Raw genomic sequence first — 12,559 nt, forward strand, 5'->3', positions numbered from 1 at the left:
GAACAGAACAAAAAGGGAAAAATTTTTTTCGCCGCGGCTCGCCCTACAGTGGATGCATCGCTCCGGCAGCGTGGCTGTAAGCGCCATTGATATCAGGCGCCGCGGCATGACGGCCTGGGCTCACGTGTCAACATACGCACTTATTTGAGGGTGAAAGAAATGCTAAAAGTTATTCAATCTCCAGCCAAATATCTCCAGGGACCTGATGCCGCCATGCTGTTTGGCGAATACGCTAAAAACCTGGCCGACAGCTTTTTTGTTATCGCCGATGACTTCGTGATGAAGTTGGCGGGCGACAAAGTATTGAACGGCCTGCATAGCCACAATATTAGCTGCCATGCGGAACGGTTTAACGGCGAGTGCAGCCATGCGGAAATCAACCGCCTGATCGCCATTCTTAAGCAGCACGGCTGCCGCGGCGTGGTGGGTATCGGCGGCGGGAAAACCCTCGATACCGCGAAGGCGATCGGCTATTATCAGAAGCTGCCGGTGGTGGTGATCCCGACAATTGCCTCAACCGATGCGCCGACCAGCGCGCTGTCGGTTATCTACACCGAGGCGGGCGAGTTTGAAGAGTATCTGATCTACCCGAAAAACCCGGATATGGTGGTGATGGACACGGCGATTATCGCCAAAGCGCCGGTACGCTTGCTGGTGGCCGGGATGGGCGATGCGCTCTCCACCTGGTTTGAAGCCAAGGCCTGCTTCGATGCGCGAGCCACCAGCATGGCGGGCGGGCAGTCCACGGCGGCGGCCTTGAGCCTGGCGCGCCTGTGCTATGATACGCTGCTGGCTGAAGGCGAAAAAGCACGCCTGGCGGCTCAGGCTGGAGTGGTGACCGATGCGCTGGAGCGTATTGTCGAAGCCAACACCTATCTGAGCGGTATCGGTTTTGAGAGCAGCGGCCTGGCCGGCGCGCACGCGATTCACAACGGTTTCACCATCCTTGAAGAGTGCCACCATCTGTATCACGGTGAGAAAGTGGCCTTCGGTACCCTGGCGCAGCTGGTGCTACAGAACAGCCCGATGGACGAGATTGAAACGGTGCTGGGCTTCTGCCAGCGCGTCGGCCTGCCGGTGACGCTCGCGCAGATGGGCGTCAAAGAGGGGATCGACGAGAAAATCGCCGCGGTGGCGAAAGCCACCTGCGCGGAAGGGGAAACCATCCATAATATGCCGTTTGCGGTGACCCCGGAGAGCGTCCATGCCGCTATCCTCACCGCCGATCTGTTAGGCCAGCAGTGGCTGGCGCGTTAATTCGCGGTGGCTAAACCGCTGGCCCAGGTCAGCGGTTTTTCTTTCTCCCCTCCGGCAGTCGCTGCCGGAGGGGTTCTCTATGGTACAACGCGGAAAAGGATATGACTGTTCAGACTCAGGAAACCGGGAAGGTGGTCTCTTCCGTCATCGCCCAGTCATGGCACCGCTGCAGCAAGTTTATGCAGCGCGAAACCTGGCAAACGCCGCACCAGGCCCAGGGCCTGACCTTCGACTCCATCTGTCGGCGTAAAACCGCGCTGCTGACCATCGGCCAGGCGGCTCTGGAAGACGCCTGGGAGTTTATGGACGGCCGCCCCTGCGCGCTGTTTATTCTTGATGAGTCTGCCTGCATCCTGAGCCGTTGCGGCGAGCCGCAAACCCTGGCCCAGCTGGCTGCCCTGGGATTTCGCGACGGCAGCTATTGTGCGGAGAGCATTATCGGCACCTGCGCGCTGTCGCTGGCCGCGATGCAGGGCCAGCCGATCAACACCGCCGGCGATCGGCATTTTAAGCAGGCGCTACAGCCATGGAGTTTTTGCTCGACGCCGGTGTTTGATAACCACGGGCGGCTGTTCGGCTCTATCTCGCTTTGCTGTCTGGTCGAGCACCAGTCCAGCGCCGACCTCTCCCTGACGCTGGCCATCGCCCGCGAGGTGGGTAACTCCCTGCTTACCGACAGCCTGCTGGCGGAATCCAACCGTCACCTCAATCAGATGTACGGCCTGCTGGAGAGCATGGACGATGGGGTGATGGCGTGGAACGAACAGGGCGTGCTGCAGTTTCTCAATGTTCAGGCGGCGAGACTGCTGCATCTTGATGCTCAGGCCAGCCAGGGGAAAAATATCGCCGATCTGGTGACCCTCCCGGCGCTGCTGCGCCGCGCCATCAAACACGCCCGTGGCCTGAATCACGTCGAAGTCACCTTTGAAAGTCAGCATCAGTTTGTCGATGCGGTGATCACCTTAAAACCGATTGTCGAGGCGCAAGGCAACAGTTTTATTCTGCTGCTGCACCCGGTGGAGCAGATGCGGCAGCTGATGACCAGCCAGCTCGGTAAAGTGAGCCACACCTTTGAGCAGATGTCTGCCGACGATCCGGAAACCCGACGCCTGATCCACTTTGGCCGCCAGGCGGCGCGCGGTGGCTTCCCGGTGCTGCTGTGCGGCGAAGAGGGGGTTGGGAAAGAGCTGCTGAGCCAGGCTATCCACAATGAAAGCGAACGGGCGGGCGGCCCCTACATCGCCGTCAACTGCCAGCTATATGCCGACAGCGTGCTGGGCCAGGACTTTATGGGCAGCGCCCCTACCGACGATGAAAATGGTCGCCTGAGCCGCCTTGAGCTCGCCAACGGCGGCACCCTGTTTCTGGAAAAGATCGAGTATCTGGCGCCGGAGCTGCAGTCGGCCCTGCTGCAGGTGATTAAGCAGGGCGTGCTCACCCGCCTCGACGCCCGGCGCCTGATCCCGGTGGATGTGAAGGTGATTGCCACCACCACCGTCGATCTGGCCAATCTGGTGGAACAGAACCGCTTTAGCCGCCAGCTGTACTATGCGCTGCACTCCTTTGAGATCGTCATCCCGCCGCTGCGCGCCCGACGCAACAGTATTCCGTCGCTGGTGCATAACCGGTTGAAGAGCCTGGAGAAGCGTTTCTCTTCGCGACTGAAAGTGGACGATGACGCGCTGGCGCAGCTGGTGGCCTACTCATGGCCGGGGAATGATTTTGAGCTCAACAGCGTCATTGAGAATATCGCCATCAGCAGCGACAACGGCCACATTCGCCTGAGTAATCTGCCGGAATATCTCTTTTCCGAGCGGCCGGGCGGGGATAGCGCGTCATCGCTGCTGCCGGCCAGCCTGACCTTTAGCGCCATCGAAAAGGAAGCTATTATTCACGCCGCCCGGGTGACCAGCGGGCGGGTGCAGGAGATGTCGCAGCTGCTCAATATCGGCCGCACCACCCTGTGGCGCAAAATGAAGCAGTACGATATTGACGCCAGCCAATTCAAGCGCAAGCATCAGGCCTAGTCTCCTCGATACGCGCCATGGAGAACAGGGCATCCGACAGGCGATTGCTGTAGCGTTTGAGCGCGTCGCGCAGCGGATGCGCGCGGTCCATGGCCGTCAGCAGGCGTTCGAGCCGACGGGACTGGGTGCGCGCCACGTGCAGCTGGGCAGAGGCGAGATTCCTCCCCGGGATCACGAACTGTTTTAACGGGCCGCTCTCGGCCATATTGCGGTCGATAAGCCGCTCCAGGGCGGTGATCTCCTCTTCGCCGACCGTCTGGCTCAGGCGGGTCAGGCCCCGCGCATCGCTGGCCAGTTCAGCCCCCAGCACGAACAGCGTCTGCTGAATATGGTGCAGGCTTTCCCGGAGCCCGGCGTCGCGGGTCGTGGCGTAGCAGACGCCCAGTTGGGATATCAGTTCATCGACGGTGCCGTAGGCCTCGACGCGAATATGGTCTTTCTCGATGCGGCTGCCGCCGTACAGGGCGGTGGTGCCTTTATCCCCGGTGCGGGTATAGATACGATACATTCAGTTTCTCTCACTTAACGGCAGGACTTTAACCAGCTGCCCGGCGTTGGCGCCGAGCGTACGCAGATGATCGTCGCTATCGGTGACGTGTCCGGTAGCCAGCGGCGCGTCCGCCGGCAGCTGGGCATGAGTGAGGGCTATCTCGCCGGACGCGCTGAGCCCTATACCCACCCGCAGGGGCGAGCTTCTGGCCGCCAGGGCGCCCAGCGCAGCGGCGTCACCGCCTCCGTCATAGGTTATGGTCTGGCAGGGGACCCCCTGCTCCTCCAGCCCCCAGCACAGCTCATTGATGGCGCCGGCATGGTGCCCGCGCGGATCGTAAAACAGGCGTACGCCTGGCGGTGAAAGCGACATGACGGTCCCCTCGTTAACACTCAGAATGCCTGGCGGAAAATCGCGGCAATCTCCTGCTCGTTGCCTTTACGCGGGTTCGAGAACGCATTGCCGTCTTTCAGAGCCATCTCAGCCATGTAGGGGAAGTCGGCCTCTTTTACTCCCAGATCGCGCAGATGCTGCGGAATACCGATATCCATCGACAGACGCGTGATAGCGGCGATGGCTTTTTCCGCCGCGTCGAGAGTGGACAGTCCGGTGATATTTTCGCCCATCAGTTCAGCAATCTCGGCGAATTTCTCCGGGTTGGCGATCAGGTTGTAGCGGGCCACATGCGGCAGCAGGACAGCGTTGGCCACGCCGTGCGGCATGTCGTACAGGCCGCCCAGCTGGTGCGCCATGGCGTGCACGTAGCCGAGGTTGGCGTTATTGAAAGCCATCCCGGCCAGCAGAGAGGCATAGGCCATGTTTTCCCGCGCCTGCAGATTGCTGCCGAGGGCCACGGCCTGGCGCAGGTTGCGGGCGATGAGGCGGATCGCCTGCATGGCGGCGGCGTCCGTCACCGGGTTAGCGTCTTTGGAGATATAGGCCTCTACGGCGTGGGTCAGGGCATCCATCCCGGTCGCCGCGGTCAGGGCGGCCGGTTTACCGATCATCAGCAGCGGATCGTTGATAGAGACCGACGGCAGGTTGCGCCAGCTGACGATCACAAACTTCACTTTGGTTTCGGTGTTGGTCAGGACGCAGTGGCGGGTGACCTCGCTGGCGGTGCCGGCGGTGGTATTGACCGCGACGATAGGCGGCAGCGGGTTGGTCAGGGTCTCGATTCCGGCATACTGGTACAGATCGCCCTCATGGGTGGCGGCGATGCCGATGCCTTTGCCGCAATCGTGCGGGCTGCCGCCGCCCACGGTGACGATGATGTCGCACTGTTCGCGGCGAAACACGGCGAGGCCGTCGCGCACGTTGGTGTCTTTCGGGTTCGGCTCGACGCCGTCAAAGATCGCCACCTCGATCCCGGCCTCCCGCAGATAATGCAGGGTTTTGTCCACCGCGCCATCTTTAATTGCCCGCAGGCCTTTGTCGGTGACCAGCAGGGCTTTTTTCCCCCCCAGCAGCTGGCAGCGTTCGCCGACTACGGAAATGGCGTTGGGGCCAAAAAAGTTAACGTTTGGCACCAGATAATCAAACATACGATAGCTCATAATATACCTTCTCGCTTCAGGTTATAATGCGGAAAAACAATCCAGGGCGCACTGTGCTAATAATTGATCCTGCTCGACCGTACCGCCGCTAACGCCGACGGCGCCAATTACCTGCTCATTAAAAATAACTGGCAGGCCGCCGCCAAAAATAATAATTCGCTGTTGGTTGGTAAGCTGCAGACCGTACAGAGATTGTCCTGGCTGGACCGCTGGCGTAATTTCATGGGTACCTTGCTTCAGGCTGCAGGCGCTCCAGGCTTTATTCAGGGAAATATCGCAGCTGGAGACGAAGGCCTCGTCCATCCGCTGGATAAGCAGCGTGTTGCCTCCGCGGTCAACCACGGAAAACACCACCGCCACGTTGATCTCAGTGGCTTTTTTTTCCACCGCCGCCGCCATTTGCTGGGCGGCGGCCAGGGTGATTGTCTGAACTTGTTGGCTCTTGTTCATCATTCTCTCCCGCACCAGGATAACGCTGGCGCGAATAGTCAGTAGGGGGCGATAGTAAAAAACTATTACCATTCGGTTGGCTTGCTTTATTTTTGTCAGCGTTATTTTGTCGCCCGCCATGATTTAGTCAATAGGGTTAAAATAGCGTCGGCAAAACGTAATTAAGGGCGTTTTTTATTAATTGATTTATATCATTGCGGGCGATCACATTTTTTATTTTTGCCGCCGGAGTAAAGTTTCATAGTGAAACTGTCGGTAGATTTCGTGTGCCAAATTGAAACGAAATTAAATTTATTTTTTTCACCACTGGCTCATTTAAAGTTCCGCTATTGCCAGTAATGGCCGGGCGGCAACGACGCTGGCCCGGCGTATTCGCTACCGTCTGCGGATTTCACCTTTTGAGCCGATGAACAATGAAAAGATCAAAACGATTTGCAGTACTGGCCCAGCGCCCCGTCAATCAGGACGGGCTGATTGGCGAGTGGCCTGAAGAGGGGCTGATCGCCATGGACAGCCCCTTTGACCCGGTCTCTTCAGTAAAAGTGGACAACGGTCTGATCGTCGAACTGGACGGCAAACGCCGGGACCAGTTTGACATGATCGACCGATTTATCGCCGATTACGCGATCAACGTTGAGCGCACAGAGCAGGCAATGCGCCTGGAGGCGGTGGAAATAGCCCGCATGCTGGTGGATATTCACGTCAGCCGGGAGGAGATCATTGCCATCACTACCGCCATCACGCCGGCCAAAGCGGTCGAGGTGATGGCGCAGATGAACGTGGTGGAGATGATGATGGCGCTGCAGAAGATGCGTGCCCGCCGGACCCCCTCCAACCAGTGCCACGTCACCAATCTCAAAGATAATCCGGTGCAGATTGCCGCTGACGCCGCCGAGGCCGGGATCCGCGGCTTCTCAGAACAGGAGACCACGGTCGGTATCGCGCGCTATGCGCCGTTTAACGCCCTGGCGCTGTTGGTCGGTTCGCAGTGCGGCCGTCCCGGCGTGTTGACGCAGTGCTCGGTGGAAGAGGCCACCGAGCTGGAGCTGGGCATGCGTGGCTTAACCAGCTACGCCGAGACGGTGTCGGTCTACGGCACTGAAGCGGTATTTACCGACGGCGATGATACTCCGTGGTCAAAGGCGTTCCTCGCCTCGGCCTACGCCTCCCGCGGGTTGAAAATGCGCTACACCTCCGGCACCGGATCCGAAGCGCTGATGGGCTATTCGGAGAGCAAGTCGATGCTCTACCTCGAATCGCGCTGCATCTTCATTACCAAAGGCGCCGGGGTTCAGGGGCTGCAAAACGGCGCGGTGAGCTGTATCGGCATGACCGGCGCTGTGCCGTCGGGCATTCGGGCGGTGCTGGCGGAAAACCTGATCGCCTCTATGCTCGACCTCGAAGTGGCGTCCGCTAACGACCAGACTTTCTCCCACTCGGATATTCGCCGCACCGCGCGCACCCTGATGCAGATGCTGCCGGGCACCGACTTTATTTTCTCCGGCTACAGCGCGGTGCCGAACTACGACAACATGTTCGCCGGCTCGAACTTCGATGCGGAAGATTTTGATGATTACAACATCCTGCAGCGTGACCTGATGGTTGACGGCGGCCTGCGTCCGGTGACCGAGGCGGAAACCATTGCCATTCGCCAGAAAGCGGCGCGGGCGATCCAGGCGGTTTTCCGCGAGCTGGGGCTGCCGCCAATCGCCGACGAGGAGGTGGAGGCCGCCACCTACGCGCACGGTAGCAACGAGATGCCGCCGCGTAACGTGGTGGAGGATCTGAGTGCGGTGGAAGAGATGATGAAGCGCAACATCACCGGCCTCGATATTGTCGGCGCGCTGAGCCGCAGCGGCTTTGAGGATATCGCCAGCAATATTCTCAATATGCTGCGCCAGCGGGTCACCGGCGATTACCTGCAGACCTCGGCCATTCTCGATCGGCAGTTCGAGGTGGTGAGTGCGGTCAACGACATCAATGACTATCAGGGGCCGGGCACCGGCTATCGCATCTCTGCCGAACGCTGGGCGGAGATCAAAAATATTCCGGGCGTGGTTCAGCCCGACACCATTGAATAAGGCGGTATTCCTGTGCAACAGACAACCCAAATTCAGCCCTCTTTTACCCTGAAAACCCGCGAGGGCGGGGTAGCTTCTGCCGATGAACGCGCCGATGAAGTGGTGATCGGCGTCGGCCCTGCCTTCGATAAACACCAGCATCACACTCTGATCGATATGCCCCATGGCGCGATCCTCAAAGAGCTGATTGCCGGGGTGGAAGAAGAGGGGCTTCACGCCCGGGTGGTGCGCATTCTGCGCACGTCCGACGTCTCCTTTATGGCCTGGGATGCTGCCAACCTGAGCGGCTCGGGGATCGGCATCGGTATCCAGTCGAAGGGGACCACGGTCATCCATCAGCGCGATCTGCTGCCGCTCAGCAACCTGGAGCTGTTCTCCCAGGCGCCGCTGCTGACGCTGGAAACCTACCGGCAGATTGGCAAAAACGCCGCGCGCTATGCGCGCAAAGAGTCACCTTCGCCGGTGCCGGTGGTGAACGATCAGATGGTGCGGCCGAAATTTATGGCCAAAGCCGCGCTATTTCATATCAAAGAGACCAAACATGTGGTGCAGGACGCCGAGCCCGTCACCCTGCACGTCGACTTAGTAAGGGAGTGACCATGAGCGAGAAAACCATGCGCGTGCAGGATTATCCGTTAGCCACCCGCTGCCCGGAGCATATCCTGACGCCTACCGGCAAACCATTGACCGATATTACCCTCGAGAAGGTGCTCTCTGGCGAGGTGGGCCCGCAGGATGTGCGGATCTCCCGCCAGACCCTTGAGTACCAGGCGCAGATTGCTGAGCAGATGCAGCGCCATGCGGTGGCGCGCAATTTCCGCCGCGCGGCGGAGCTTATCGCCATTCCTGACGAGCGCATTCTGGCTATCTATAACGCGCTGCGCCCGTTCCGCTCCTCGCAGGCGGAGCTGCTGGCGATCGCCGACGAGCTGGAGCACACCTGGCATGCGACAGTGAATGCCGCCTTTGTCCGGGAGTCGGCGGAAGTGTATCAGCAGCGGCATAAGCTGCGTAAAGGAAGCTAAGCGGAGGTCAGCATGCCGTTAATAGCCGGGATTGATATCGGCAACGCCACCACCGAGGTGGCGCTGGCGTCCGACGACCCGCAGGCGAGGGCGTTTGTTGCCAGCGGGATCGTCGCGACGACGGGCATGAAAGGGACGCGGGACAATATCGCCGGGACCCTCGCCGCGCTGGAGCAGGCCCTGGCGAAAACACCGTGGTCGATGAGCGATGTCTCTCGCATCTATCTTAACGAAGCCGCGCCGGTGATTGGCGATGTGGCGATGGAGACCATCACCGAGACCATTATCACCGAATCGACCATGATCGGTCATAACCCGCAGACGCCGGGCGGGGTGGGCGTTGGCGTGGGGACGACTATCGCCCTCGGGCGGCTGGCGACGCTGCCGGCGGCGCAGTATGCCGAGGGGTGGATCGTACTGATTGACGACGCCGTCGATTTCCTTGACGCCGTGTGGTGGCTCAATGAGGCGCTCGACCGGGGGATCAACGTGGTGGCGGCGATCCTCAAAAAGGACGACGGCGTGCTGGTGAACAACCGCCTGCGTAAAACCCTGCCGGTGGTAGATGAAGTGACGCTCCTGGAGCAGGTCCCCGAGGGGGTGATGGCGGCGGTGGAAGTGGCCGCGCCGGGCCAGGTGGTGCGGATCCTGTCGAATCCCTACGGGATCGCCACCTTCTTCGGGCTAAGCCCGGAAGAGACCCAGGCCATCGTCCCCATCGCCCGCGCCCTGATTGGCAACCGTTCAGCGGTGGTGCTCAAGACCCCGCAGGGGGACGTGCAGTCGCGGGTGATCCCGGCGGGCAACCTCTACATTAGCGGCGAAAAGCGCCGCGGAGAGGCCGATGTCGCCGAGGGCGCGGAAGCCATCATGCAGGCGATGAGCGCCTGTGCTCCGGTACGCGACATCCGCGGCGAACCGGGCACTCACGCCGGCGGCATGCTTGAGCGGGTGCGCAAGGTAATGGCGTCCCTGACCGGCCATGAGATGAGCGCGATATACATCCAGGATCTGCTGGCGGTGGATACGTTTATTCCGCGCAAGGTGCAGGGCGGGATGGCCGGCGAGTGCGCCATGGAAAATGCCGTCGGGATGGCGGCGATGGTGAAAGCGGACCGTCTGCAAATGCAGGTTATCGCCCGCGAACTGAGCGCCCGACTGCAGACCGAGGTGGTGGTGGGCGGCGTGGAGGCCAACATGGCCATCGCCGGGGCGTTAACCACTCCCGGCTGTGCGGCGCCGCTGGCGATCCTCGATCTCGGCGCCGGCTCGACGGATGCGGCGATCGTCAACGCGGAGGGGCAGATAACGGCGGTCCATCTCGCCGGGGCGGGGAATATGGTCAGCCTGTTGATTAAAACCGAGCTGGGCCTCGAGGATCTTTCGCTGGCGGAAGCGATAAAAAAATACCCGCTGGCCAAAGTGGAAAGCCTGTTCAGTATTCGTCACGAGAATGGCGCGGTGGAGTTCTTTCGGGAAGCCCTCAGCCCGGCGGTGTTCGCCAAAGTGGTGTACATCAAGGAGGGCGAACTGGTGCCGATCGATAACGCCAGCCCGCTGGAAAAAATTCGTCTCGTGCGCCGGCAGGCGAAAGAGAAAGTGTTTGTCACCAACTGCCTGCGCGCGCTGCGCCAGGTCTCACCCGGCGGTTCCATTCGCGATATCGCCTTTGTGGTGCTGGTGGGCGGCTCATCGCTGGACTTTGAGATCCCGCAGCTTATCACGGAAGCCTTGTCGCACTATGGCGTAGTCGCCGGGCAGGGCAATATTCGGGGAACAGAAGGGCCGCGCAATGCGGTCGCCACCGGGCTGCTACTGGCCGGTCAGGCGAATTAAACGGGCGCTCGCGCCAGCCTCTCTCTTTAACGTGCTATTTCAGGATGCCGATAATGAACCAGACTTCTACCTTAACCGGGCAGTGCGTGGCCGAGTTTCTTGGCACCGGATTGCTCATTTTCTTCGGCGCGGGCTGCGTCGCTGCGCTGCGGGTCGCCGGGGCCAGCTTTGGTCAGTGGGAGATCAGTATTATCTGGGGCCTTGGCGTCGCCATGGCCATCTACCTGACGGCCGGTGTCTCCGGCGCGCACCTTAATCCGGCGGTGACCATTGCCCTGTGGCTGTTCGCCTGTTTTGAACGCCGCAAGGTGCTGCCGTTTATTGTTGCCCAGACGGCCGGGGCCTTCTGCGCCGCCGCGCTGGTGTATGGGCTCTATCGCCAGCTGTTTCTCGATCTTGAACAGAGTCAGCATATCGTGCGCGGCACTGCCGCCAGCCTTAACCTGGCCGGGGTCTTTTCCACGTACCCGCATCCACATATCACTTTTATACAAGCGTTTGCCGTTGAGACCACCATCACGGCAATCCTGATGGCGATGATCATGGCCCTGACCGACGACGGCAACGGAATTCCGCGCGGGCCGCTGGCGCCGTTGCTGATTGGCTTGCTGATCGCCGTGATCGGCGCGTCGATGGGGCCGCTAACCGGCTTTGCGCTGAATCCGGCGCGCGACTTCGGCCCAAAACTGTTTACCAGTCTGGCCGGGTGGGGCTCGATCGCCTTTACCGGTGGGCTGGCGATCCCTTACTTTCTGGTGCCGCTGCTGGCGCCGGTGGTGGGGGCGATTATCGGGGCGTTTTTGTATCGCAAGCTTATCGGCCGCCTTCTGCCGTGCGAATGCGGTATCGATGAGTAAAGCGGGACCCGCCGCAGCGCGGCGGGTTTCCCCGGCCTGATGCCGGGGGGGTTATTTTTTGATGACCGCGCTGAGATCGCCAAGTTTAGCGGCGGGGTTCTTGTGGCACTCCTGCAGCATTTTCGGTACCGAAACGGTCTCGACTTCATGCCAGTCAACATAGTCGCCGCCGCTAAAGTCGGTGTTGCGATTCACTACCCAGAAGGCCACCGGGGTCATGCTTTTTGGGTTCATATCCATAAATTCCTGACAGGTCATATTCTGCGGCGTGGTTTCCTCAACCGCGAACGCCGGGCTGGTCATCAGACAGAATGTGGTAGCCGCCACGGTCAATACGAGTGCTTTAGGGAAGGTGCGAACAAGTTCCTGATATGAGATCATCATATTCATCCGGAGCGCATCCCAGAGGGACATCATGAGCCATCAACTCACCTTCGCCGATAGTGAATTCAGCACTAAGCGCCGTCAGACCAGAAAAGAGATTTTCTTGTCCCGCATGGAGCAGATTCTGCCATGGCAGAATATGACCGCTGTCATCGAGCCGTTTTATCCCAAGGCGGGCAATGGCCGACGGCCCTATCCGCTGGAGACCATGCTGCGTATTCACTGCATGCAGCATTGGTACAACCTGAGCGACGGTGCCATGGAAGATGCCCTGTACGAAATCGCCTCCATGCGCCTGTTTGCCCGATTATCCCTGGATAGCACCCTGCCGGATCGCACCACCATCATGAATTTCCGCCACCTGCTCGAGCAGCATCAACTGGCCCGTCAATTGTTCAAGACCATCAATCGCTGGCTGGCCGAAGCAGGCGTCATGATGACCTAAGGCACTTTGGTGGATGCCACCATCATTGAGGCACCCAGCTCTACCAAGAACAAAGAGCAGCAACGCGATCCGGAGATGCATCAGACCAAGAAAGGCAATCAGTGGCACTTTGGCATGAAGGCCCACATTGGTGTCGATGCCAAGAGTGGCC

General features: G+C 60.1%; 12 protein-coding genes and 1 pseudogene. 8 read left to right on the top strand and 5 right to left on the bottom strand.

What is annotated here, in order from left to right; all coding sequences use genetic code 11:
• The first annotated feature begins 159 nt into the window (after positions 1–159).
• Complete coding sequence (locus tag ACOTX3_RS23620; protein ID WP_023336799.1) at positions 160–1,257, top strand: glycerol dehydrogenase; 1,098 nt, start codon at positions 160–162, stop codon at positions 1,255–1,257.
• A 101-nt stretch (positions 1,258–1,358) separates the two neighbouring features.
• The gene (gene dhaR, locus ACOTX3_RS23625; RefSeq protein WP_023336800.1) at positions 1,359–3,284 is read left to right on the top strand and encodes a dihydroxyacetone kinase operon transcriptional regulator DhaR; all 1,926 of its coding nucleotides are present in this window, start codon (positions 1,359–1,361) and stop codon (positions 3,282–3,284) included.
• Here dhaR and ACOTX3_RS23630 read toward each other — a convergent pair.
• From ACOTX3_RS23630 to ACOTX3_RS23645, 4 genes are read right to left on the bottom strand one after another with little or no spacing between them, the layout of a single operon-like run.
• Entirely contained in the window at positions 3,262–3,792 is a 531-nt protein-coding gene (locus tag ACOTX3_RS23630; protein ID WP_004210508.1) for a cob(I)yrinic acid a,c-diamide adenosyltransferase, read from the bottom strand. The genes dhaR and ACOTX3_RS23630 overlap by 23 nt on opposite strands.
• The gene (locus tag ACOTX3_RS23635; RefSeq protein ID WP_002917678.1) at positions 3,793–4,146 is read right to left on the bottom strand and encodes a glycerol dehydratase reactivase beta/small subunit family protein; all 354 of its coding nucleotides are present in this window, start codon (positions 4,144–4,146) and stop codon (positions 3,793–3,795) included.
• Between the two features lie 20 nt (positions 4,147–4,166).
• Positions 4,167–5,330: a 1,3-propanediol dehydrogenase gene (dhaT, locus tag ACOTX3_RS23640; protein WP_023336801.1), complete on the bottom strand. Its 1,164-nt coding sequence runs from the start codon at positions 5,328–5,330 to the stop codon at positions 4,167–4,169.
• A 21-nt stretch (positions 5,331–5,351) separates the two neighbouring features.
• Positions 5,352–5,780, bottom strand: coding sequence for a GlcG/HbpS family heme-binding protein (locus ACOTX3_RS23645; protein WP_014599267.1), 429 nt, complete (start codon positions 5,778–5,780; stop codon positions 5,352–5,354).
• 413 nt (positions 5,781–6,193) lie between these two features.
• Here ACOTX3_RS23645 and ACOTX3_RS23650 point away from each other — a divergent pair, with 413 nt between their 5' ends.
• From ACOTX3_RS23650 to ACOTX3_RS23670, 5 genes are read left to right on the top strand one after another with little or no spacing between them, the layout of a single operon-like run.
• Complete coding sequence (locus ACOTX3_RS23650) at positions 6,194–7,861, top strand: propanediol/glycerol family dehydratase large subunit (protein ID WP_002917676.1); 1,668 nt, start codon at positions 6,194–6,196, stop codon at positions 7,859–7,861.
• Positions 7,862–7,873: 12 nt separating this feature from the next.
• A complete protein-coding gene (locus ACOTX3_RS23655) occupies positions 7,874–8,458 on the top strand; it encodes a propanediol/glycerol family dehydratase medium subunit (RefSeq protein ID WP_002917672.1) in 585 nt (194 codons plus the stop codon).
• 2 nt (positions 8,459–8,460) lie between these two features.
• Positions 8,461–8,886: a glycerol dehydratase small subunit DhaB3 gene (locus tag ACOTX3_RS23660; protein WP_002917670.1), complete on the top strand. Its 426-nt coding sequence runs from the start codon at positions 8,461–8,463 to the stop codon at positions 8,884–8,886.
• Positions 8,887–8,898: 12 nt separating this feature from the next.
• Complete coding sequence (locus tag ACOTX3_RS23665; RefSeq protein WP_002917661.1) at positions 8,899–10,722, top strand: diol dehydratase reactivase subunit alpha; 1,824 nt, start codon at positions 8,899–8,901, stop codon at positions 10,720–10,722.
• Between the two features lie 53 nt (positions 10,723–10,775).
• Positions 10,776–11,579: an MIP/aquaporin family protein gene (locus ACOTX3_RS23670; protein WP_032669189.1), complete on the top strand. Its 804-nt coding sequence runs from the start codon at positions 10,776–10,778 to the stop codon at positions 11,577–11,579.
• Between the two features lie 51 nt (positions 11,580–11,630).
• Here ACOTX3_RS23670 and hdeB read toward each other — a convergent pair whose 3' ends face one another.
• Positions 11,631–11,960 carry an acid-activated periplasmic chaperone HdeB gene (hdeB, locus tag ACOTX3_RS23675; RefSeq protein WP_032642469.1) on the bottom strand — a complete coding sequence of 110 codons (330 nt, stop codon included), beginning with the start codon at positions 11,958–11,960 and terminating at the stop codon, positions 11,631–11,633.
• A 34-nt stretch (positions 11,961–11,994) separates the two neighbouring features.
• On the opposite strand from hdeB, the pseudogene ACOTX3_RS23680 reads away from it, so the two are divergent.
• Positions 11,995–12,559: pseudogene (locus tag ACOTX3_RS23680) on the top strand (IS5-like element ISKpn26 family transposase); the annotation flags it as partial.

This window comes from Enterobacter cloacae complex sp. IR5384 (genome assembly GCF_049237265.1).
In the GTDB taxonomy this organism is placed as follows: domain Bacteria; phylum Pseudomonadota; class Gammaproteobacteria; order Enterobacterales; family Enterobacteriaceae; genus Enterobacter; species Enterobacter cloacae.